This window comes from Candidatus Nitrosotalea sp. TS (assembly GCF_011319465.1).
Taxonomy (GTDB): domain Archaea; phylum Thermoproteota; class Nitrososphaeria; order Nitrososphaerales; family Nitrosopumilaceae; genus Nitrosotalea.
On sequence record NZ_RCMB01000016.1, the window covers coordinates 52815 to 74179 of the forward strand.

At 41.8% G+C, this 21365-nt stretch carries 27 protein-coding genes and 1 tRNA gene; 8 read left to right on the forward strand and 20 right to left on the reverse strand.

Features of this window, described 5'->3' with window-relative positions:
* Positions 1 to 25 precede the first annotated feature (25 nt).
* Entirely contained in the window at positions 26 to 1285 is a 1260-nt protein-coding gene (locus DYY67_RS07650; RefSeq protein ID WP_255493012.1) for a geranylgeranyl reductase family protein, read from the reverse strand.
* 69 nt (positions 1286 to 1354) lie between these two features.
* Here DYY67_RS07650 and cobO point away from each other — a divergent pair, with 69 nt between their 5' ends.
* Genes cobO through DYY67_RS07665 form a run of 3 tightly spaced genes read left to right on the forward strand, consistent with a single transcriptional unit; the run spans position 1355 to position 2888 of the window.
* Positions 1355 to 1888, forward strand: coding sequence for a cob(I)yrinic acid a,c-diamide adenosyltransferase (cobO, locus tag DYY67_RS07655; RefSeq protein ID WP_166392187.1), 534 nt, complete (start codon positions 1355 to 1357; stop codon positions 1886 to 1888).
* Between the two features lie 38 nt (positions 1889 to 1926).
* Positions 1927 to 2727 carry a translation initiation factor IF-2 subunit alpha gene (locus tag DYY67_RS07660; protein WP_166392189.1) on the forward strand — a complete coding sequence of 267 codons (801 nt, stop codon included), beginning with the start codon at positions 1927 to 1929 and terminating at the stop codon, positions 2725 to 2727.
* A 2-nt stretch (positions 2728 to 2729) separates the two neighbouring features.
* A complete protein-coding gene (locus DYY67_RS07665; protein ID WP_166392191.1) occupies positions 2730 to 2888 on the forward strand; it encodes an RNA-protein complex protein Nop10 in 159 nt (52 codons plus the stop codon).
* Here the strand turns inward: DYY67_RS07665 and DYY67_RS07675 are convergent.
* The 7 genes from DYY67_RS07675 to DYY67_RS07705 all read right to left on the reverse strand — a co-directional run bounded on the left by DYY67_RS07675 (position 2885) and on the right by DYY67_RS07705 (position 8913).
* Positions 2885 to 5674, reverse strand: coding sequence for a peptidylprolyl isomerase (locus DYY67_RS07675; protein ID WP_255493014.1), 2790 nt, complete (start codon positions 5672 to 5674; stop codon positions 2885 to 2887). The genes DYY67_RS07665 and DYY67_RS07675 overlap by 4 nt on opposite strands.
* Positions 5675 to 5723: 49 nt before the next feature.
* The gene (locus tag DYY67_RS07680) at positions 5724 to 6383 is read right to left on the reverse strand and encodes an MBL fold metallo-hydrolase (RefSeq protein ID WP_166392194.1); all 660 of its coding nucleotides are present in this window, start codon (positions 6381 to 6383) and stop codon (positions 5724 to 5726) included.
* A gap of 25 nt (positions 6384 to 6408) precedes the next feature.
* Complete coding sequence (locus DYY67_RS07685) at positions 6409 to 6606, reverse strand: hypothetical protein (protein ID WP_166392196.1); 198 nt, start codon at positions 6604 to 6606, stop codon at positions 6409 to 6411.
* Positions 6603 to 6788 carry a hypothetical protein gene (locus DYY67_RS07690; RefSeq protein ID WP_166392198.1) on the reverse strand — a complete coding sequence of 62 codons (186 nt, stop codon included), beginning with the start codon at positions 6786 to 6788 and terminating at the stop codon, positions 6603 to 6605. The genes DYY67_RS07685 and DYY67_RS07690 overlap by 4 nt, the downstream gene beginning before the upstream one ends.
* A complete protein-coding gene (locus DYY67_RS07695; protein ID WP_166392200.1) occupies positions 6781 to 8046 on the reverse strand; it encodes a translation initiation factor IF-2 subunit gamma in 1266 nt (421 codons plus the stop codon). The genes DYY67_RS07690 and DYY67_RS07695 overlap by 8 nt, the downstream gene beginning before the upstream one ends.
* 31 nt (positions 8047 to 8077) lie before the next feature.
* Positions 8078 to 8488, reverse strand: coding sequence for a S6e family ribosomal protein (locus DYY67_RS07700; protein WP_166392202.1), 411 nt, complete (start codon positions 8486 to 8488; stop codon positions 8078 to 8080).
* Positions 8489 to 8736: 248 nt separating this feature from the next.
* Complete coding sequence (locus tag DYY67_RS07705) at positions 8737 to 8913, reverse strand: zinc-domain-containing protein (RefSeq protein WP_166392204.1); 177 nt, start codon at positions 8911 to 8913, stop codon at positions 8737 to 8739.
* Positions 8914 to 8968: 55 nt separating this feature from the next.
* Here DYY67_RS07705 and DYY67_RS07710 point away from each other — a divergent pair.
* Positions 8969 to 9042, forward strand: a tRNA-Gly gene (locus DYY67_RS07710).
* A 15-nt stretch (positions 9043 to 9057) separates the two neighbouring features.
* Here DYY67_RS07710 and DYY67_RS07715 read toward each other — a convergent pair.
* The 8 genes from DYY67_RS07715 to DYY67_RS07740 form a co-directional block, all read right to left on the reverse strand.
* Positions 9058 to 9465 (reverse strand): HIT family protein, encoded by a 408-nt coding sequence (locus tag DYY67_RS07715; RefSeq protein WP_166392206.1) that lies wholly within the window; start codon positions 9463 to 9465, stop codon positions 9058 to 9060.
* 46 nt (positions 9466 to 9511) lie between these two features.
* The gene (locus DYY67_RS07720; protein WP_166392208.1) at positions 9512 to 10459 is read right to left on the reverse strand and encodes a tetratricopeptide repeat protein; all 948 of its coding nucleotides are present in this window, start codon (positions 10457 to 10459) and stop codon (positions 9512 to 9514) included.
* 31 nt (positions 10460 to 10490) lie between these two features.
* On the reverse strand, positions 10491 to 11036 hold the full coding sequence (locus DYY67_RS07725; RefSeq protein ID WP_166392210.1) for a type 1 glutamine amidotransferase: 546 nt from the start codon (positions 11034 to 11036) through the stop codon (positions 10491 to 10493).
* Complete coding sequence (locus tag DYY67_RS11640) at positions 11037 to 11975, reverse strand: UPF0182 family protein (RefSeq protein ID WP_320416007.1); 939 nt, start codon at positions 11973 to 11975, stop codon at positions 11037 to 11039.
* Positions 11947 to 13275: a UPF0182 family protein gene (locus tag DYY67_RS11645; RefSeq protein WP_320416008.1), complete on the reverse strand. Its 1329-nt coding sequence runs from the start codon at positions 13273 to 13275 to the stop codon at positions 11947 to 11949. The genes DYY67_RS11640 and DYY67_RS11645 overlap by 29 nt, the downstream gene beginning before the upstream one ends.
* A complete protein-coding gene (locus DYY67_RS11650) occupies positions 13250 to 13876 on the reverse strand; it encodes a hypothetical protein (RefSeq protein ID WP_320416009.1) in 627 nt (208 codons plus the stop codon). The genes DYY67_RS11645 and DYY67_RS11650 overlap by 26 nt, the downstream gene beginning before the upstream one ends.
* A 96-nt stretch (positions 13877 to 13972) precedes the next feature.
* Positions 13973 to 15088 carry a DNA primase small subunit domain-containing protein gene (locus DYY67_RS07735; RefSeq protein WP_320416010.1) on the reverse strand — a complete coding sequence of 372 codons (1116 nt, stop codon included), beginning with the start codon at positions 15086 to 15088 and terminating at the stop codon, positions 13973 to 13975.
* Positions 15088 to 16098, reverse strand: coding sequence for a DNA primase (locus DYY67_RS07740; RefSeq protein ID WP_320416011.1), 1011 nt, complete (start codon positions 16096 to 16098; stop codon positions 15088 to 15090). The genes DYY67_RS07735 and DYY67_RS07740 overlap by 1 nt, the downstream gene beginning before the upstream one ends.
* A 116-nt stretch (positions 16099 to 16214) precedes the next feature.
* On the opposite strand from DYY67_RS07740, the gene DYY67_RS07745 reads away from it, so the two are divergent.
* Both DYY67_RS07745 and glyS read left to right on the forward strand, forming a co-directional pair.
* On the forward strand, positions 16215 to 17057 hold the full coding sequence (locus DYY67_RS07745; RefSeq protein ID WP_166392214.1) for a deoxyribonuclease IV: 843 nt from the start codon (positions 16215 to 16217) through the stop codon (positions 17055 to 17057).
* 24 nt (positions 17058 to 17081) lie between these two features.
* Positions 17082 to 18542, forward strand: coding sequence for a glycine--tRNA ligase (gene glyS / locus DYY67_RS07750; protein ID WP_166392216.1), 1461 nt, complete (start codon positions 17082 to 17084; stop codon positions 18540 to 18542).
* 27 nt (positions 18543 to 18569) lie between these two features.
* Here the strand turns inward: glyS and DYY67_RS07755 are convergent, their stop codons facing one another.
* The 3 genes from DYY67_RS07755 to DYY67_RS07765 form a co-directional block, all read right to left on the reverse strand.
* The gene (locus tag DYY67_RS07755) at positions 18570 to 18848 is read right to left on the reverse strand and encodes a hypothetical protein (RefSeq protein ID WP_166392218.1); all 279 of its coding nucleotides are present in this window, start codon (positions 18846 to 18848) and stop codon (positions 18570 to 18572) included.
* A complete protein-coding gene (locus DYY67_RS07760; RefSeq protein ID WP_166392220.1) occupies positions 18824 to 19453 on the reverse strand; it encodes a hypothetical protein in 630 nt (209 codons plus the stop codon). The genes DYY67_RS07755 and DYY67_RS07760 overlap by 25 nt, the downstream gene beginning before the upstream one ends.
* A 72-nt stretch (positions 19454 to 19525) precedes the next feature.
* Positions 19526 to 19756: a hypothetical protein gene (locus DYY67_RS07765; protein WP_166392222.1), complete on the reverse strand. Its 231-nt coding sequence runs from the start codon at positions 19754 to 19756 to the stop codon at positions 19526 to 19528.
* 104 nt (positions 19757 to 19860) lie between these two features.
* On the opposite strand from DYY67_RS07765, the gene DYY67_RS07770 reads away from it, so the two are divergent.
* Entirely contained in the window at positions 19861 to 20535 is a 675-nt protein-coding gene (locus tag DYY67_RS07770; RefSeq protein WP_218584706.1) for a hypothetical protein, read from the forward strand.
* Here DYY67_RS07770 and DYY67_RS07775 read toward each other — a convergent pair.
* Positions 20486 to 20668 carry a hypothetical protein gene (locus tag DYY67_RS07775; protein WP_166392227.1) on the reverse strand — a complete coding sequence of 61 codons (183 nt, stop codon included), beginning with the start codon at positions 20666 to 20668 and terminating at the stop codon, positions 20486 to 20488. The genes DYY67_RS07770 and DYY67_RS07775 overlap by 50 nt on opposite strands.
* A 61-nt stretch (positions 20669 to 20729) precedes the next feature.
* Between DYY67_RS07775 and DYY67_RS07780 the strand changes: the two genes are divergently transcribed.
* The gene (locus tag DYY67_RS07780; RefSeq protein WP_320416012.1) at positions 20730 to 21350 is read left to right on the forward strand and encodes a uracil-DNA glycosylase; all 621 of its coding nucleotides are present in this window, start codon (positions 20730 to 20732) and stop codon (positions 21348 to 21350) included.
* The last annotated feature ends 15 nt before the right edge of the window (positions 21351 to 21365 follow it).

The window sequence follows — 21365 nt, forward strand, 5'->3', positions numbered from 1 at the left end:
TGCTTGCCTTCATTGATGCCAGTATTCAATTTTCTTGTGATGGAATACCGCTATCTTTTAGCAAACCAAATAGCTGACGTATTGCAAGTTTTGGATGGCTTGCTGCAAGCTTTATCATGTTTGCAAGCCCAAACTCTGCTTTTACAAAGTCTAGGAATTCTTCTGCAGAGAGATCGTCAATTATTCCAATCTCACGGTCCCATTCCTCGTCACTTAGTCCAAGCCATCTATACTGCACCTTTATTGCAGAGGCGATCTTGGAGCCAATTGCTTTTTTCATGGAATCCTCATAGGGTTTCAAAGATTTTTTGGATGTGTCCCCAGATGATACCGCATTTGCAGCAACTTCTCCTGCCTTTCTTCCATACTCTATTGCATATCGTATTCCCTCAAGAACAAGTGGGTTTGCCTGACCTGCAGAGTCCCCCACAAGTATTAGATTGTCATCAACGGTAGAGGATCGCAGTCCCTCGTTTGGAATCAGTCCATAATGAAACTCAACTGGAACTATTCTGCCAAGTTGGTCTAGTGGCTTGGGTCTTTTCTCGATCATTTCCAAGAGTCGCTGTGTTGCATCTGCCTGCGATTCTGGCTTGCCTACACCTACCCCTATTCGAACCTTGTTTCCTCCAAGCGGAAATATCCAGGCGTATCCTGCAGGAGAATAATTTTGCCCAACCATAAGATACCATGTCTGCTGGTCTATCTTTTCCACATAGGCCTCATACTCTGCCCCAGCACCAAACCTCTTCCACTGTGATACAAGCCCAGTAGATTTTCCCACAACAGAATAAAATCCACTTGCATCAATTACTATTTTGGAGCGAAAGACGAGATCTTCTTTTAGTGACGTTGCCTTTACTCCACGCAATTTTTTCTCTTCTAATATGACATCGGTGACGCCTGTTCGCAAAAAAATGTCTGCACCAGCACCTGCTGCCTGATATGCAAGAAACTGGTATGTCTTTCTAACATCAAGTACTGCTACTTCAGGTTCCTTGCTTTTTTTTAGTATCACATTATTTGGCGAGTAAAAGGCATAATTTTGTATCGGGTTGTAATATTCCGGAGGAATTCCAAATGACTTGGCCTCCTTTATCCATGTGACTCCGCTTGTCCTGACACTCTGCCCTATTGCCTCGTCTCTTTCAAGTACTGCTACCTTGGCTCCCTTTTTTGCAGCACTCCATCCAGCGGACAGACCAGCAGGTCCACCGCCTACCACAACAATATCGTATTCATAATTTCTTGTCATTGATTGTCTATTTCGTCTTTGATTTAACATAATAATCCTTTTTTCTAGAGCAATCCCCAAAGCGTCAGATTTTTACTAGTCACAGTGAAACTATCTTTTATGGGAAAAGACGGGCTGGTAATTGTTTACACAGGCAAGGGAAAGGGAAAGACAACAGCTGCACTTGGGATGGCACTTCGCGCAGTAGGTTATGATTACAAGGTTTGCATGATTCAGTTCATCAAGGGATCGTGGCACTACGGCGAGATGACGTCATCAAAAAGGCTAGAGCCAGAGTTTGAGCTCACTGCAGTAGGCAAGGGATTTGTTGGCATAATGGATGACAAGAGCCCGATTGAGGACCACAAAAAAATTGCAGACGAAGCTCTTGCCATAGCGCAAGAAAGAATAGCTTCAGAGAAATACAATATCGTTATCCTAGACGAGATAAACTATGCAGTAAACTTGGGATTGGTAAAGATTGATGACGTGATAAAACTGATACAGACAAAACCTGCAAACGTCAATGTGGTACTTACAGGAAATCACGTCAAAGCTGAGATAATCGAATTGGCAGATTTAGTGACAGAGATGAGAGAGATAAAACATCCATTCAAGTCTGGCATAAGAGCAAAAAAAGGAATTGATTTCTGAGCAGCAACATTAAATTACGCACAGAAAACTTGAAAATTATGACAACTGCCATACAAGAATTTCCCGAAGTTGGAGAGATTGTAATTGCATCAATAACTAGAATCATGGCTCAAGGTGCTTACGTTACTCTTGATGAATACAACAACATCCAGGGGTTCTTGCATGTATCAGAGATTGCCACCGGTTGGATTAGAAATGTAGAAAAGTTTCTCAAGGTTGGCGAAAAGAAAGTCCTTTTGGTAAAGCGTGTCGATCCAAGAAGATCCGAGATTGACTTGTCGCTAAAACAAATTTCCACAGACCAGAAGAAGAAAAAACTTCTCGAAATAAAGCGAGGAGAAAAAGAGACTGCCCTCATTGAAAACCTCAAGGCAAAAGCCAACCTGTCAGCAGCAGAGGCAGAAAAAATTGAAAATATTCTAGTAGAAAAATTTGATTCAGTGTATAACGCTTTCAGCGAGGTAACTGCAAAGGGCTCAACAGTTTTGAACGGCCTTGACATTGCAGAAAAAACAGTTGCCGTAATAAACGAGTTGAGCTCAAAGATGCAAATTCCCCACGTCGAGATTAGGGGAGTGCTTGACCTTACATGTACCAAGCCCGACGGGATTGACATTATAAAGCGAGCCTTGAATGCAGCTACTGAAAACAAGAAGGTAGTAGTATCCATAACTTACATCGGCGCACCAAAATATCGTCTCAACATCACTGCCCAAAATTTCAAGGATGCGGAAAAAGAGCTCAAGCCAACCCTTGAAGCAATTGAGAAGGCCATTGAGAAAAGTGGCGGCACATTCAAGTTTACAAGAGAAGAGTCAAAGAAGACTCGAGAGGGCTAGACATGAAATTCCTAATGCGCAAGTGCACCAACTGCAAAAGATATACACTAAAAGACGAGTGCCCCAAGTGCGGAAGCAACACGGCAAGCGTTCATCCAGGAAAATATTCTCCTGATGACAAGTACGCAAGATACAGAATATCTGACAGATACAAGAATTAGCCTGTACTGTTAGTTAAAATCTTAATTGTTGTTACTCTAGCGTCGTCTGCATTGACTGGCTGGCTGTTAGAGTCTGTCGGCAGTGCTGCAATTTTGTCCACTACATCTTGTCCTGAAATTACCTGTCCAAATAGTGTATACTTGCCATTTAGGAAACTTGCATCTCCCACTGTAATGAAAAATTGCGAGCTTCCGCTGTTGACATCCTGGCCGCGTGCCATGCCAACCGTATATGTAGTAAAGTTCAGGTCACTGAACTCTGGAGGTATTGTATATCCAGCATCTCCCATTCCCCAAGTATCTCGCGAGCCGTTTATGGAATTGTGATCTCCTCCCTGTATGACAAATCCAGGAACTATTCTATGGAATACAGTTTGGTCATAGAAACCAGACTTGGCCAGTTTCTCAAAGTTTGCAACTGTCTTGGGGGCTACATTGTTGAAGAGTCTTAGTGTAATGTCTCCGTATTTTGTGGTAATTACTGCAGTGTCACCAGTTGTTGTAGACGAGCTGTTTGTTGTGGTAACCTTTGGTACAGGTGGAACTTGCGCCAGCGTATTGTTTGCCTGTGACTGGGTGCTGTTTGCCTGCTGTTGCTGGTAGGCAGCTTGTGAGTAGTCTGCATTGACTTGGTAAATCAAGACACCAGAGAAGACGCCAGAGTCAGTTCTGTTAAGGCTTGATGATTGGTATACGAGTTTTAGCGGACCGTTTCCATTTTCAGGGTACTTGATATTTTTAGCATAAATTGCAGTAAATCCAGACTGATATGTCTGAGACTCTGAATGGGTAGTTGGATCATAGTATGTTACTGTAGTAAACGGAAACATGTGTCCAAGCAATGTATTTTGCCAGAAATAGTCAGTTGGTGTAAACTCGTCTGACTGGAGGAACTGCGTCTCGTCCTCTCCTGCAATCTTGATGAACCACTGTTTTTTGCTTTCATCTCCACCGCCGCCAAGAACATAGAGCTCTTGTCCGTTTGAGACAAATTTTTGCCCAACCACATACACAACAACATAGTCTGCGTGCATGTCTCGAAGCATCTTCCAGGCATCATCAGGTGAAGCCAAAAACATTTTTGCAATACCTGCTATCTTGTTTGTATCCACCGTAGCGTTATCAACAAAGGTAGTTCTGTGTCCTAAAGTTTGTATCCAGTAACCATAATCCCACCACGAAGCTATGACTGAGTTTGGCGGGGTGTTAGTCTTGAGCCAATTCAATGCATCAGGCCAGTCAGTTGTAGCAATTGCAAAATTAGAACCACCGTTAAGTATTGTCGGAGGCGCTTTCACCATCGATATCCAGTTTGCGTCAACAGGAAACATTGTTGGCACAAGCAACAGGGCCACAACTACAACTACAAAGGCAATCTTTGGAATTGGGCCCATGTAGATGAGGCTCTTTTTTGTCAGAACCTTCTTTTTCGAGTCTTTTGATTCTGTTACTGCAGGTTTGTTTTCCTTTTTAAGTATCTCAGATGTCATGGCAGCAAGTCCAACTGACGCCAGTACAATGACAGAGCTTGCAGTCAATAATTCTAATCTGGAAAATGTTGAGCCGGCATATGCACCCACTATTCCTAAAATGAGTGCAAAGATAATCATCTCATTTTTAATATTAAATGGTAAAGAGTTGCTGCCTTCACTTTTCTTTCTAAAGGTAAGCCATATTCCAAAGCCTGCAAACAACATCAGGATTGAAAAGTAGGTAAAGTTTTGTGCAAGAGTTGGAGTAGCATGCTCTGCAACAGAGTCCACCAATGGATCTTCGGATGTCAGGAATGGATCCACTGCATTGAGATAACGGAAACTTGCTGAGTGAAGTGCACCTGATGCAAAGATTGCACCGCCAATTACAATACATGCTGCAAGAACCAACAAGCTGTTACGCAACTTGACCTGGTCCTTGCTAAATTTCTGAACAAAAATTATTACGACCATCAGTATGGTAGATCCGATTAGAACAAAGCCTCGCTCTCCAAATACAAATGTGGGGCCAGGTCTTGCAAACACGCCGCCAGATACTGCCATTGTTATTGCCACAAAAAACGGAATTGCCCACAACAAGAAGTTGTGATCTTTTCTCACAAATGGTAGTGCAATCACGAAAATTCCCAGAGGTATCAAGAAGAATTCTACTCCTCCCCATGAGGCAAAACCAATGCTCAAGAATCCTGCACCTCCAAAGAGTTTGGCAATTGCAATTTTTCGGTTTTGAGTCCTTATTCCACTAAGAAACAGGTATACGCCCAATAGCCCATAAAAGAGGCCAAGCGGTTCTGATTTGAACCATCCTATTGTTCCCCTAACTATGATTGGCGGAGAGATTGCAAAGAAAAGCGATGCAAAAAGGCCAGATGTTGTGCCTCCAATTACTCTTACAAGTGCAAATACTATGACAGTTGTCAGGGAACCAAATACTACAGGAAATATTATTGTGAAATCATAAAGACTCATTCCACCGCCAAAGATTTTGTACAGTATGGCATCGGTGAAGTGAAGCGGCACCTGTGCATTGGTAAAGACATCTCGGCCTTCTGGATACCAACTCAGGGTGTCATGCCAGTGAACATATGCATCAACGCCGTGATTTAGCAGGTATTCTGTTGCCCTGAAATTAAAGTATGGATCAAACTCGTTTAGCTGAAAACCATAGTCTGCTGCCTGTGATCGTACCATGGCCGAGATTGAAAACGAAGCTGCAAGTATTCCAATCACAAGCAAGTGTCGCAAATTAAAAGCACGGTTTCCTACCGTGAACAGCTTTCTATCCTGAATCAACCTAGCTTGATGAAATTCGCTCTGTTTATTACTCTTTTGGGCTTGCTCCCTAAGGTTCTTTTGTTAGTATGTGTACTTCGCAGGACGTTACCGCGTTTTTGAATTCCTGAGCATCCTGCGGGCTTCCTACAATGGCACCATAGTGCATTGGTATTGCAATCTTTGGCTTTATCGCATCTACAGCTCTTGCAGCTTCGCGCGGACCCATGACATATGTTCCGCTCACCGGGACCAGCAACACATCTGGTTGCAAATTACTCATCTCTGGTACCAAATCAGAATCTCCAGTGTGGTATATGGTGGTGCCATGAATATTAATTAAAAATCCAATCTTGCCGTCTTCTTTTGGATGGAATGGCTTTTTCGTATCGGGATTAATCTTGTCTATATTGTATGCCGCAATTCCCTTTATCTTTATTCCATGTATGGCTTTTTCTTCTCCTGGGGCAAGGGTTATCTTTTCCTTGAATGGAATACCAGCCAACTTGCTGATGCATTCTTTTGCAGCAACAATTGTTGTCCTGCTAGATGAGACTTTGCCCAAGTCTTCTACACTCATGTGATCAAAGTGCTCATGAGAGACAAGTACCAAGTTTGCCTCAAGCGGTTTTGAAATCCTGTACGGATCTATTATTATCTTGAAATCTTTTTCAATCAAAAAGGCATCATGGCCAAGCCACGTTATTTTGACGCCCTTGTACTCTAGCATACCATGAATATCATTTTTGATAAAATTAAGTCTTGCTTGGCTCTAAAATTATTCTGTCATTTGCCAATGAAAGTACCGTTCCGCCACTTTTCTTTATCTTCCTTTTGAGCTCAATGTCAATTGTGGCCACCATGCCGCCGTTTTGCTGTACATGATACACCAATGCATCGTCAACGTTTTTTCCAGAAATTTTTATCCTAGCAAGGCCTTCTGAGATCTTCAATGCATCAAGTACTGAACTTTTTTTTTATTATTTGCCTTTGAAATTCTTGCAAGCTCGTCAATTACCAAGTCTGGCACAACAAACTCCAGATTTCCAATTTCAGTGTCAAGGCTTGAGATATTTTTTATCTTTTTTGAGCCAAGAACCATTAGAAAGCTAGTATCACAAATTACCTTAACCAATTGATACACCTGCACCTATCAATCTCCATCTCTCCCCTATTCTTCTGCTTATCGCAACCTTGCTGCTCTCAAACAGGCATACAGGCCTCTTGAACTGGATCTCAACTGTCTTTCCTCTTGCACTTGTTACTTTGGATAGCAATGGAGCTGTTCCTATGCTTAGCCTAAGGGATTCTCCGGTCTGCACCGATGCTACTTTAATTTCGTCGCCAGAACCTACTGCCGTATCAAAAAGGTTGACTTCAAGCTTGGCAGTGTAGGAATTTTCAGGCAGCGTTCCCGGTTTTCCTATGATGGAGCCAATCAATGAATCACTTCGTGTCATTGATGGATCAAGCTTTGTCCCTATTGCAACAAGGCCTCCAGGTTTTACTTGATCAACAATTCCTGCTCCTGTTCCAAGAGAAGATATCTGGGTTGTGATTGGCTCATATTTTCCTGATTTTTCATTTTGTAATCCCGGCTTTATCTCAATTTCATCTCCAACATTGAATGTGCCCTGAGTGAGGCTTCCCCCTATCACTCCTCCCCTCATGTCTTTTATCTTTGTACCTGGCTTGTTTACATCAAATGATCTTAACACATGCATTACTGTGCTTCCAGACTCTTTTCTGTCCGGAGTTGGGATTGTAGTTTCTATTGCACCTATTAGCGCATCAATGTTTAATTTTGATTGGGCAGAGATTGGAATGACTGGGGATTTTGCAGCATTAGTTCCCTTGACAAATTTTACTATATCAGAATAATTTTCCATGGCTTCCTCATACGATATGAGATCTACTTTGTTTTGCACCAGAACTATTTGCTTTATGCCAAGTGTTTGCAAGGCAAGCAAGTGTTCTTTTGTCTGTGGCTGCGGCACCTTTTCGTTTGCAGCAACTATGAGCATGGCACCATCTATGAGTGCAGACCCAGAAAGCATGTTTGCCATGAGGCTTTCGTGGCCAGGGCTGTCAACAAAACTTACAACTCGAGAAAGTTCGCTTTCCTTGCCGCAGTTGTTGCATTTTGGTGTGACTGAATATCCGAGCGGCACTTCACAGCTTTTGCATTTATAGAATGCAGCGTCTGCATATCCCACTCGAATGGTAATTCCTCGTTTTAATTCCTCGCTGTGGGCGCTGGTCCAAACACCCGTTAATGCCTGTATCAGAGTAGTCTTTCCGTGATCAACATGTCCAGCTGTACCAATATTGACACATGGTTGATGTCCATATTTTTTTATGTACCAATCAGGAAGAGTTTCTCTCCAGTGCACAACGAAGCTAAAAACATTACCTATCTTAATCTTATGCCTTTTTTGATTTCTCAGTGCTTTCTTTTTTCTCTGCTTCTTCTTGCGGTTTTTCTTCTACCTTAAGCTCGCCGTCAAGAAAACAGTTTATCTGGTAGACTTCTTCGGTTATCGTATTGCCGCGTATCAGTTTGCGTATTCTCTGGCCAATCTCTGCATTTCTCAGACCAACTCCCTGCGACAAAAGTATGTACTTGCGTGCACCGCCATGTATGTCAGGTCGCAGAGGAACTCCCGACTTGTCACTGCCTCCAGTGACCTTTAGTTTGCCTGCCTCGCCCACCAATGCAGCATCAAGCTCAGACCCCACTTGCAGTCCTAGAAATGGATTTGCGTCCTTTTCCTTAACCTCTTTTGAGATTGTTTTTCCTTTCTTGTCTGAGATGTTCAGCTTGAATGTAGCCAAGTAGTGAAAAAAGTTTTCTGACTATTAATTAACGTTTACTTGAATCTGTTCTGTAGTCGGTGTAATTATCACTGCCAATGCAGAACCCATAAATCTTTTAAAATTTGCAATTCCATTCTAGTCTATTGAAAGAGCAGATTAAATGTCCACGATGTGAAACTACGATGACCTCAATGCAAGCATGCCACATGATATGCACAAATTGCGGCGCACACCTTGATTGCTCCGACAAGGGCTCGTTCTGGTAACTAGAATCCACCAGGTTTGTCAAATTGAAATTTATCCACCATTGCCCCGACTCTTTGTTTCATGAGATTTAGATAGTCTTCATATTTTGCCTCAAATCCACAGTGAGGGCATTTGACAGTGGTTACATCATCATCTAGGACTGCAACTTTGTCGCATTCTGCACATTTTGCATCCATCGGATCTAATTGCGTGGTCAAACTATATAATGTTAAACACCAGAACCTCAACCAAGCGGAGTTAGTCCAGCCCGGCAGGACGTCAGCTTCCCAAGCTGAAGGTCGCGGGTTCAACTCCCGCACTCCGCACTTTACAAAATTTGTTTATTTTTTTAAAATATTTTCAATCTCGGCAAATTCGTCATTTCCAAGCTTGGGCCTTTTTGTAAACATGCTGTGTACAGGCCCTGCACCATCCTCTGGCTTTCTTGGAATTACATGGACATGAACATGCGGTATCTCCTGTCCGCTTTCTTTTCCGTTATGGACTGCCACAAGTGAAGACTGCGCCAGGCGCTCAATCTTGCCTGTCACTATCCTTACAGCCTCAAACAGATCAGCATTGTCTGACTCTGTCATTTCCTGTATCTTGGAATAGTGAGTCTTTGGGATTACAAGTGTATGACCCTTTACCAATGGAAACGCATCAAGAAATGCAACCGACTTGGAACTCTCGTGTATCTTTCTTGCAGGAATCTTTCCAGATATGATACTGCAAAATATGCAATCCATCTAATTTTTTATTTGCCAGAAAGACTGTTAAATCTTTTTGCAGGTATTAATTCAGTTCTGTTATTGCTTGTGCAATGGATGCATGATCTTGTGCATCTGGCATCTGTTCCAGATATTTTTTTAGATCTTCTTTTGCCTCGGCTGTTTTATTCTGCTCTAGCCTTGCTATTCCCCTGTTTTTGTATATTGGCACAAACCTGTACGGATTTATCTTAATTGCAAAAGTATAGTGGATTTCCGCATTTTTGTAGTCCTTTGTCTTCAGGTAATAGTTGCCAAGTCCCCTATATGCAAGATAGCACCTGTTGTTTAGCTTGATGCTTTTGTTATAGTATTCCACTGCTTCCTGCAAATTCAGGTCATTTAGTATTCCAGCATAAAGACATGAGGCAGTAGAGTTTGACGGATTCATCTCAAGTGCTTTTTTTAACAGCTTGACAGCTTCGTCAGTGTTTCCTTGGAGCCGTAACTTTTCTGCATCAAAGCACAGCCTGTTTGATTTGGTCTTGTTGTCATGCGCTATCTTTGCCTCAGATATTATATCAGGTGGAACAAGCAAAAGTATCAGTCTATCATCTTCTTTCCATTGTGTGTCAAATTTTTCGTCAGGAATTGCTCCAATCTTGTCAGGCTCTGGGATGTAATGAAAAATTGTTTTTTCCACTTCATCATATCCAATAACCAAGGATGCATGCTGTACCACGTCTTTTAGTCCAGGCAAGATAACAATTGGTGGTATTCCCATGTCAATGAACCTTCGAAGTTCTTTTAGCGAAGAATTCAAAATTATGCTTGCAAGCCCGTGCCTTTCTGCCAGCTCAACGCCCTCAATTAGTATGGTTCCCTTTACTCCAGGATACCTTTTTGCAATCTCTTTTGCTTCTGCCAATGGAAGGTCTACTCCCCAGTATTTTGATACGGCGCTGATAACAAGGGGCAGGCAGATGTTCTCCTCTTGTACTATTGGCACGTCAAGGGAGTGGCTAGATTCCATGAAATGAAACCTTGCACGTGTGTTATTAACCCTATTTTATAGATACAAAATTTTTCAGCAGATTCTTTCCGTCATCACTCATCTCGGGATGAAATTGGGTTCCAAAGATATTTTCACTGCCATATCGAAAAATTTCAAATCTGCAAGCGTCTGAGCTTGCCAGCACGATAAATGACGGATCAAGTGTAGCAATCTTGTACGAGTGGCTTTCAAATGCCTGCATTTTTCCTTTGCACAAGGGATTGTCTTGTGTTACACTGATTTCATGTATACCATGTCGCGGCTCTGCCATCTTTTTTATTGTCCCCCCCAGCGTGATTGCAAGAATTTCCGCACCATAACATATTCCAAGAAGAGATTTTTTCTTTGCAAGGCAGTATCGTATCAATTTAGAGTTGGTGGCATTCATCATGGGATCATTTTGCCTCCTTCCAGACAGTACAATTGAGCGCGAGCCCTCAATGTCTGACTCTGTTATTTTATCAAACAAGACATGTCTGTAGTTTGCTTTTATTTCTTTGAGACACTCTATGATGGAGTTTGTGTAGACAGAGCCGTTGTCTACAACCAGTAGCAACTATCCTACCCCTATTGAGATATAGTGCAGCTCTGGCACGTTATTGACAACTATGATGGTGCCCAGGTTTATCGTGTTGTTTGCTTGCCACAGAATAATTCTGTTGCCTCCCTGCGATACAAAGTTCTTGACAAACCCTGAGATCAGAGTCTTTGCGTTATCAAGATCGGTTGGTTGCTGGAATGAAGTTTGGCCCTCCTCAAAAGTAAGCGGTAGCTGTACTGTTGTAGGAGTTACTACTGTAATCTTGTCATCTGAAAGTATTGATTTTATTGCAGATACTCTTGATGACTCGTCAAGTGTCAGTGTGGCTGTTACATTTGATGATGTAACACCGCTAAGCTTTGCAAGATATGCGGCAAATGCCTCTTGTGGAGTATTTCCTAATCCCACAAAGTATTCTCCGTCAAATGCAGCTCCGACTGCTGCAATTGTTGCAATTTGTGATACTACTCCGCCAGAGCCTGCAGTATATACAGGGATAAAGTAGACGTCGTGGCTTCCCACCCTGTACAAAATATTGTCCCCTAGCCTAGGGCTTTGAAGCAATGTCCTAAGCTGCCTGAAATCCGAGTCCTTGTCAAGTGCCTCGCTTACAGAGGATGGCCCAAGTAGTTTGGTACTAGAATTGAGTGGAACTTGGTTAAATTGCATCTTTCCAAGGTTTGGCATATCATTCTGAACTGTCATAAATCCTGCCAAGTTTCTGCCTGCAGACCCTTGAAGTTCTAGCGATAGCAATCCAAGATATGTCGGCTTGTCAAATCCCGGCGGTTTTGCCTCTACATAATAAGTTGAAACACCATCTGGCACCTCGTAAAAGTTGTTTGCCTGGATGAATGTCGAAGTATCTGTAACGTGGTAAATGTTGAACATGTCCACTTTCCAGTCAAAGAGCTCCTCTGGATACCTAAGTTGCTTGTTGAGCCACGATGGCATGGTAATGAACTTGTCCTTGTATTGGACTGTAGAACATGTTTGTAAAGAAATCATCTCCAGTTTTTATCAGAGTAACATTTCCATTGTATGTATCAATTAGTGCATAGCCTACCAGTCTTAGATATGGATTGCTGACAGACCACGGTACATTCTTCGTGTCAAATCCTACTATCAATGGCATAAGCCAGTAGGTCTTGTTTCCGTCAACAACAGGTAGCGAGCTTACCTGTTTTCCAAACAAGTCATACTGGAAATATGGGTATAGTAACTGCATTCTGTCATGAATGTCTCTGTATCGCATGATGTGAATTGGCTGCGTTGGATATGACAGGAAAAAGTTTGGCTCAAAGAGCTGGCTTGCAGGAGGGGCGACATTTAGTCCTCCAGTTCCTGAATAAGAGGCGTTGTTTAGCTCAGCCGTTGTAGTTCTTCCTACAGGATATGCAGCCCAGGTATCAGTAAAGAGTCCACCTTCTCCATAGTAGATTACTCTCTGCTTGAAAAAATGGCTGCTGTCAACTATTGTTCCATTATGTGCGTCAAGTGTTAGAAATCCATTGTCCACATGGGTGTAGACAAAGTGTTGGTTGTACCAAACGTTTTCTGCACTAACCGATGACGGCAATATTGGCTTCATCGATGCAGTCCAGTATAGCGTATCATTGAATCTCAGTATGTCGTTGTCTTCAAAGTCAACATATGGTATCAGTCCAATTTCTGGCTTTAATTTTGCAAATGCTGCATCCCAGTCCCATACCCTAACCTTGCTTAACACGTCATTGTTGGCAGCTACATAGTCCCCTATCTGATCCGGAGGAACAGGCGTGAGACTCACGGTATGGGGAATAATAGATATTTGGTCTAGCTGGCCCAGATACCTGTTTATTCCAATCTGTTGTGCCTTGTATGGCCCAAGATACTCTATCTTTTTTGCATCAGCTATGCTGTTGTTTATAACCATTATCGAGCCTGCAATTATTGCTATTATTACCAAGGTAAGTATGCGGATGTAGATGTCGCGTTTTGACGGATGAATGATTACCTTTGACTTGAACTTGTCAATGAAATAAAATGCAATGAGTGCAAAGCCTGCAGCAAAGGTTCCGGCAATCTGGTATTTTGTGTTATAGTCTATCTGGTCTGTGAAGAACATGTTGATTGCAGCCCATATTACTCCAACTCCGATTATTCCCTCAATGGTGGATACATAATCAAGAAACTTTGGCTTGCCTTTTGCTGCATCCTGAATGTAGCTTGTGATTATTCTTACAATATTATGAAGTCCGACGATACAGCACAAGTCGCAGGCCAACAACAGCTAGCAGCGACGGTACCAGTACTGTCAGTGCAGGAATCATCGGCACTACCTGGGTTACTGAATAAGTAGGATCTAGTGCAGGAGTGTTAAAGGGAAGAGAAAAGATATTCCAGACATTTTGTATTCCAAGATCATTTCCTTGCAAAAGATAGATCAAGGCAAAACCAAAAATAAGATTTGTAAAGAATGCCCCAAAGAGCAGGACCTTTGTTATCTGCCAGATTACAAAGTTTGGAATGCTCAGCTTGTATTCCTTAAAACTTGGAATGTTTTCTACCCCAGAATAATTTCCCCTTTTGAGAAATGTTAGGGCAACGTTAAGAGAGTACCAGGAAATAGAAGATCGGTTCTTGATGTTTACCCTGATAAGTGCTATTGATGATAAAACAAGTGCAGAGACAAGTGAAAAGTACAGAGGCTTTGTAAAGAGCGTGCCAAACTCCTGGAAATTCATGTACAGGATGACAGCTTGGTTGCTGCCCATCACAAAAATTACAATTGCAATTATGGCTACAATTCCAAGCCTGATGTACCTACTGGCATCACGCGGAGGTGGGTTGGATTGAGTCGATGAGCTATACAAAATTATGCTACCTTCCTGTCTATCAAATTAATTTCTACCTATTTTCAGTTCCCTGGCAACTATTAATAAGTCAAGTCACAATTTTCTCAGACCGCACTAGCTAATCCCTTGCATATCATATACACAGGCAGCGTATTTTGGCACAGAGTCTCTCTCATTTGCATATGGACCATATTTTTTGTTCTTCAACTTTATCACTACAGGACAGTTGGCGACAATGTCTACCTGCTCTTCTCCAAGTAGACATGCATCCAAAAAGGGATCAAAGTCATCTAGATTTTTGCACTGGATTTTTGACAGGCCGCTCTTGCTGTTCATCGAGCCTTCAAGCCTGAAAATTCTGTGTATATCCATAGTTACTTTGGGATCCACCTTTACTCCCATTGTTTGACGCACCTCGTCAAGTTTTGCCTGAAATGCAAGATACCCATCTGATATTATTTGTCTTGTGACTTTGGGCACCTTTGATTTTGAACCAAATAGACTGGTAGCTACCCTTCCTTTCCATCCTGCCTCACCCATCTCTGGCAAGGTGGACTTGGAGTTGTACTGTTTTTTCATCCCAAATGTTTCAGGCATTGCACCATTGAACATCAAATAGTCCACAAGATCAGATCTTTCTTGCGAGCCCAACATTTCATAATTATTGTTTATGGCTTTGATGTGAAACCCCTCGTTTCCTGAAAAATATACTTCAGTTTCCTCATTTTTGATATCAAGATCTTGGTCAAGCATTTTCAGCAGTTTTTTAACTTCCTTTTTTGATTCTCCAATACAGTTCTTGCAGGCAACTGACACAATCTCAAACTTGGTCGACCCACACTGGGGACAGGCAGATTGTTTTCCTAGTGTGGTACCATGGCATGAGCTGCACTTGAAGACAGAGTGATCATTTCTGCAGGACAGCGCCAGGTCCTTTGCGTCAATATCAAAGATGAGGTCAGCTCCCTTCCAGTCCTTTTCTGACATTGGCATGCTTGGAAAAGAATAGTATGCATTTGAGCAGTATACGTCAGACGGAGTCTCTTTCATCATGAGAAGATGCAAGTCCTTGCTGTCCCTTATTGCAATGTGTCGTATCATGCCGCCGTTTATTTTTTGATAACCAAATTCCCTTTGGGTAAGTTTTGGCGGAATGTTTACCAGATCAAAGTGATTAAAATAATATTCCTTGATTGCATTTTCTACAAGGATAACATCTTTTTCAAGCATTAGTTCTTCCTCTTTTTGCCAAATTGGATTGGATTTATTATTCCATCACAATCAGGAATTGCAAAACACAGGTTCTCGCTTCGGAGTTTATCACAAGAGGGACACTGGTATTTTGTGCCTTTGCCTGAAGCTCCAGATATGTGTTCGAGTTGGTATCTAGTTACGCGTTCATTATAGTCTGGCGCATTTTTAAAAAGTGGAGCTATCTGATCAGTTGTCTGACCCCTTGCAAGAAGATATGTGGCAAGCAAGAATCTTCCCGAGTGCGGTAGGTTTTCCCCCTTTTCGAGCACCTCGATTGCATGTTTGACACATGGAGGATAGTCGGATGACACCACCACAGCATCAGAAAATTTGGTTGCAAGCTGAACCAGATCTTGCACGCGAGCCTTGAATGTGTCAGGAATTGACGGTAGCGTTATTGATTGAATTTTTGCATTGATATATTGGCCAAGTTCTGTACGAATAAGCCTGACAGTCTCATGTGCTGTAAGATAAACAAGCCCTCGTGTTACTCTTCTGTTTACCAGTTTCCATTCCTTTTCGTGAAAATGTACTGCCCTTTGCAGGTAATCGCCAACTTTAATCACAAACTCCTCATTTTCCACAGCGACCTGAACTGCAAACAACTCTTGAATAATTTTCAAGGGAAGTTCAAGGTTCTTCTTGTCCTTGTTTGACCAGAGATCCTGTTGCAGATATCGCTCTGCTCTTCTTGCTTCTGCAAGAGAAAACCTTCTTGTCAGAGTATGAATTCCTGCAGCCTTTAGCAGTATGACTGCCACAATAAAAGAAAGTATTTCCATGTCTGGATTTTCAAGCCTTTCCATATCGGAACCATAGACCTGTCCTGATGAGGCAACTACAATTCTGCCATATGCTTTTTCCACCAGCGGTTCCCAGTCTGGATGGCCCAGCTGTTCCAGATTGAATCCCTTGTCGCGCAGATATTCTCCTGCTTCTGCAAGAAAGGGATACTTGGCAAGATCCATTATTCCTGGCTGTAACACATCTATCTTGATTTTGCACGACTTAAAAATTTGATTGTGTTTTGGTATAATTTCAGAAGAGATGGGTCGCAACAAAATACACAGCAACTTAAATTATGCTCAAATGAACCACTGACATGCAAGTCGGGATGCACGTGTCCATCTCTGGTTCCATTGACCGCGCTGTAGACAATGCAGTAGCAATGGGCTGTACAGCATTTCAGATATTTACTCGCAATCCACGAGGCTGGGCAGCAAAGCCCTTGGAGTCTGGAGACGTTACCAATTTTAAGGAAAAACTTGCTGCAAGCAAGATAGACAGATTGGCCACTGTTGCCCACATGCCGTATCTGCCAAACCTTTCATCACCAGAGGACGATCCATTTGCAAGGTCGCTTGGCTCCCTAATAGATGAGATAAAAAGATGCAGCAAACTTGGCATTCCATATATTGTGGCACATCTTGGAAGCCACAAAGGTGCAGGAGATAAGAAAGGGATTGAAAAATTGATCAAGGCATTTACAAAAGCAGCTGATGACACTAAAGACGACGTTACCATTCTACTTGAAAATACTGCTGGACAGAAAAATAGTGTGGGTTCTGATTTTGAGCAGCTTGGCACCATACTGGAACAGCTAAAGCCTGCCAAGCGTTTTGGAGTGTGCATTGATACGTGTCATGCATTTGCGGCAGGCCATGATCTTAGAACAGAAAAAAGCGCAGCAGATACATTTGCCAGGTTTCACAAGACAATAGGGTTTGAGCACCTAAAGATACTGCACCTAAATGACTCAAAGGGCGAACTTGGGTCAAACCTAGACAGGCATGAACACATTGGCCTGGGCCAGATTGGCGAGAAGGGACTTTCATATGTTATAAAAACAATAAATTTAAAAAAAATTCCTATGATTTTGGAGACTCCCATAGATGAGAGGCGGGACGATGTTGGTAACCTTAAAAAAGTTAAGGAACTGGCCTGAGATCTAGGTGCCGTGGGCGATATCATGAATTATGAGCAAATAATACAACTTGCACTTGAAAGAGGATTTTACTTTCCAAGCTGTGAGATTTATGCAGATGCCCCGGCAGGATTTTGGGAGTATGGCCCATCAGGTGTCAGCCTAAAGAACAAGTTCATGGATTTGTGGAGGCGCGAGCTTGTCAGGCGTGACAGGATGTGGGAGATTGACGGCTCACAGATAATGTCCCAGTCGGTATTTACTGCATCAGGCCATTTATCCAGTTTTGCCGATCCAGTAATAACTTGCCAAAAATGCAAATCCATTTTCAGGGCAGACAAGCTAATTGCAGAGATTACTTCCATAGTTGTTCCAGAGAGTGCAGACTTGGAACAGTTTGACAAGACAATATTAGAAAAAAATGTAAAGTGTCCCAAATGCAAGGGAAGTTTTGATAACGCAAAAAAATTCAACATGATGTTCAAGGTGGGAATAGGTCCGCAAAGCGAGCCGGCATATCTTAGGCCAGAGACATGCCAATCTATTTTCGTTGACTTTCCAAGGCTTTACAAGACAATGCGAGGAAGACTTCCTATTGGAGTTGCACAGATTGGAAAGAGTTTTAGAAACGAGATCTCGCCGCGACAAAGCTTGCTTCGGTTAAGAGAGTTCTACCAGGCAGAGATCGAGGTCTTTTGCAATCCCAACAAGCTAAACGAGATGGATGGATTCTCAGAGATAGAAAATACCGTAATCAGATTAATGGTTGATGATAATACTATCAAACCAGTAACATGCAAGGAGGCACTAGAGTCTGGCATGGTGCCCAACAAGCTTGTTGCATATTACTTGGCGCTCTTGGTAGAATTTTATCAAAAGACAGGAATTGATGTTGGCAAAAGCAGGTTTCGAAAACTAGGTGACAAGGAAAAGGCATTTTATGCATCAGTTGCCTTTGACTTTGAAGTAGAGACTACCATTGGCTGGCTTGAGCTTGTTGCATGTAACTATAGGTCTGATTATGATCTTAAGAGCCATGGAAACGTAAGCAAGGAAAAGTTTGAGGTGCTAGACAATGAAGTCAAGGTTTTGCCTCATGTTTTTGAGTTATCCATGGGAATAGACCGCAGCCTGTATACTATTTTGGAGCACAGCTTGAGAGAAGACAAGGAAAATGACAGGGTCGTACTTTCCCTAAAACCATATCTTGCTCCAATACATGTAGGAGTACTTTCTCTTATGAAAAAAGATGGCCTTGCAGAAAAAACAGAAGAAGTCTTCTCAAAGATTAAAACAAAATATGACGCGTTCTTGGATCATTCAGGCGCAATAGGAAGACGATACAGAAGGCTTGACGAAGTGGGCGCACCCTTTGCAGTAACAATTGATCACCAGACCTTGCAGGACGATACCGTAACAATTAGGATGCGAGACTCGATGGCCCAGGAAAGAATAAAGATCTCGGATCTAGATTCGCATCTTGCCAGAGAAACTGGATTTCCTTGAATTGTACAATAATCAAATTTTGCCCAACTATTGTTGAGTCAAAAATGGCGTTTCAATTGGCCTGTATGTTACCTTCATGACAACATCATTCATCGCACTTACTTGTGGAATGAATCCCTGAGTCGAGTCAATCTCTACCTTCCACTGGCCAACTATTGGATCTACTGATGTTATGGAGAATCTTTCAATGGAATCATCAGGACCAGAATATCTTACTCTGTAAATTTGGTCTCCTACAGTTATGCTCTTTAGCTGTCCCCTTTCAAAAAAATGGACATGGTCTATGTTCCCATTGTTACTGTCCACTTTACTGTCAACGAATCTCCGGAATTGAGAGTCACACCAGAAAATGTCTGATGAGCAAACATCCCTACAGCACTAATTGCTGTACTGTTGAACAGACCTGCTTCAGTTATAGTAGCTGCACTGGATGAGCTGTCTGTGAATTGTGCCTGTAACACATCGGATACAGGTGCTCCGCTTGTTGCATCAGTCTCAGTCAGTGTTGAAGCTGCCAGTCTTGTCAGGCCAGCTTGGTTTGTGATTTCATGATCTAGAGCTGTGTCTGTCTTTGCTACAGCAGGAGGACTGGTTTGATTACCAAGTCCAATCACACTATATACTGCACCACCAGTTGGGCATATGTTGCTAGCAATTCCAAATATTTTCTTGGACAAACAGTCTTCTGCTTGGTTTACCACGATGTTATCTCCTTGGTGATATGTCAGTATATTTCCTTGTGGATCCGTTACGGTCAAGGTTACATGTCCCAGTAAGGGAACAGCACCTATGTTTTGTGTGTCTGATTGTACTTTCAGTGTGGAAGGTACTGAAGTGAATCCGTAGACCCCTAGAATACTCACTGAAAGCACAATAGCGCTGAATAGTGCTATGGTTGTATAGCGCTGCATTTGTTTCCAATGTTGGTCTGATAGTATTAAACGTCATGGAAAATATCATTGACAACAATGACCAATTTGGCATTACTTTGCAGCTATGCCAACACTTTCATTCAATTCAACGGTATAGCTCTTCTTTATGGTAGTAGGAGTGGAAAGGGACGGATTTGTAGGAATGGGTGATGGTACTCCCGAGGTTGAATTGGATGGCGCTGTACCAGTATTTGGTGCCAAAGTGGAACTAGAAAGAACTGCTAATATCGCAAGAGCTACTGCAATTCCAATCCCAAGTCCTATAATAGATTTCTTGTTCAAATTTTAAGATCCCTCCTCTAGTCTCTCTTTTTTGATATAAACATTAATTGAAAGCCAGTAGCAATTGAACGAATACTTTTATCATTATTATTGAAAATGACTTTATGATAGAATGTTTTAGAAAAGGTTACAATAGTTTTTACATTATTTTGAGTCTCTCTTTTGTCGTAGTTTTTATTTTTTTTGAGAATTTACCAAATGCGTTTGCAGACGATCAGGTACTGATTACAAAGACTGGCACCCTAAATCAGGTAATCTTTGACGGCAAATGGACATTTTATACAGAATGGAAGGAATCAAGTCTTAACGACCTTGTATACAATGACACTACAAGAATAGAACTAAGATCAGCCCATCAAGACAATTATCTATATTTTATGATAGATGCATTGACTCAAACTAATTTTGTTAAAAACTCGGATAGAGCAGTTATCTGTCTTGATGCAAATGATACCAAAATGCAGGTACCTGACTCTAGCTATTATTGTTTCATTTCAGTCCTAAATGGTAAAAACTCTTTTGTGTTGCAAGGCGGATCTCCTTTGGAGATAACAAGTCATTACAAGATAATTCCAAATCCTGATGGTTTTATTGCAATTGGTGGCATTTCAGATCAAAACGATAGATACACTCCTACTCCACATTCAACATATGAATTTAGAATTCCCATTGATTTTGTTGGAAGATCAGATATTTACGGCATTTATGTCGGAGTTTATGATTCCCATTCTAACATGGTTTATTCATATCCACGGATATTGGCTCAGTTGGTCCTCTAGATATTCCAAGCCCAAGCCAGTGGGGAACGATGATCTCACCAGATAAATCGCTTCCAGAATTTCCATTGCCTGCAATTATACTTCCAGTTGCACTATCAATTGTCCTATACTTTACAAGATCTAGATTTGCCATGAGCTGAGTTTTTTATGAGATCACTTCAAAGCATGAATTCTAGTATAATAAAATGTAGAAAGTGTCCCTAGGACTTGCATCTTATATCAGAAAAGTTGCGGATGAAAAGGTAAAACGGTTCAGTAATGAGAGATATTGGGGAAGGCCTCTTACAGGTTTTGGCGATTTTCAGGCACGATTATTCATCATTGGCCTTGCCCCGGCTGCCCATGGTGGCAACAGGACGGGAAGGATGTTTACTGGAGACAGTTCTGGCGATTGGGTTGCCAAAGTTCTTTATGAAAATGGCTTTGCTTCTCAACCAACAAGTGTTAGAGCAGATGATAATTTCAGACTAGTTGATGCGTATATCACGGCATCAGTTAGGTGTGCACCACCAAAAAACAAGCCTACAAGAGAAGAATTTGAGAACTGTTTTCCCTATTTGATTGAAGAGTTTTCCTTGCTAAAGGAGATCAAGGTAATAGTATGTCTTGGGAGAATAGCATTTGATACATGCTGTAAGCTATTACAGATAAAGGGCATTAATTTTTCCCATGGCAAATCATTTACACATCAACATTTGACAATAATATGCTCATATCATCCAAGTAGGCAAAACACGCAGACAGGACGCTTGACATGGAAACAGTGGTCAATGGTATTTGCAAAGGCTAGAAAATTTCTAGATCACGCTAAATGAATCGTAAACGTTAAA

Coding starts and splice junctions, on each gene's coding strand:
- DYY67_RS07775 (WP_166392227.1), bottom strand. CDS start 20,668: ATGGCAAATCTAGATCTTGTAAAGTATAGGACAATTGATAGTGCAACT.
- DYY67_RS07705 (WP_166392204.1), bottom strand. CDS start 8,913: ATGGATGCAAAATGTGCAGAATGCGACAAAGTTGCAGTCCTAGATGAT.
- DYY67_RS07720 (WP_166392208.1), bottom strand. CDS start 10,459: ATGGAATCTAGCCACTCCCTTGACGTGCCAATAGTACAAGAGGAGAAC.
- DYY67_RS07770 (WP_218584706.1), top strand. CDS start 19,861: ATGATAGAATGTTTTAGAAAAGGTTACAATAGTTTTTACATTATTTTG.
- DYY67_RS07760 (WP_166392220.1), bottom strand. CDS start 19,453: ATGCAGCGCTATACAACCATAGCACTATTCAGCGCTATTGTGCTTTCA.
- DYY67_RS07665 (WP_166392191.1), top strand. CDS start 2,730: ATGAAATTCCTAATGCGCAAGTGCACCAACTGCAAAAGATATACACTA.
- DYY67_RS07650 (WP_255493012.1), bottom strand. CDS start 1,285: ATGTTAAATCAAAGACGAAATAGACAATCAATGACAAGAAATTATGAA.
- DYY67_RS07715 (WP_166392206.1), bottom strand. CDS start 9,465: ATGGATTGCATATTTTGCAGTATCATATCTGGAAAGATTCCTGCAAGA.
- DYY67_RS11640 (WP_320416007.1), bottom strand. CDS start 11,975: ATGCCATCGTGGCTCAACAAGCAACTTAGGTATCCAGAGGAGCTCTTT.
- DYY67_RS07745 (WP_166392214.1), top strand. CDS start 16,215: ATGCAAGTCGGGATGCACGTGTCCATCTCTGGTTCCATTGACCGCGCT.
- DYY67_RS07735 (WP_320416010.1), bottom strand. CDS start 15,088: ATGCTTGAAAAAGATGTTATCCTTGTAGAAAATGCAATCAAGGAATAT.
- cobO (WP_166392187.1), top strand. CDS start 1,355: ATGGGAAAAGACGGGCTGGTAATTGTTTACACAGGCAAGGGAAAGGGA.
- glyS (WP_166392216.1), top strand. CDS start 17,082: ATGAATTATGAGCAAATAATACAACTTGCACTTGAAAGAGGATTTTAC.
- DYY67_RS07660 (WP_166392189.1), top strand. CDS start 1,927: ATGACAACTGCCATACAAGAATTTCCCGAAGTTGGAGAGATTGTAATT.
- DYY67_RS07680 (WP_166392194.1), bottom strand. CDS start 6,383: ATGCTAGAGTACAAGGGCGTCAAAATAACGTGGCTTGGCCATGATGCC.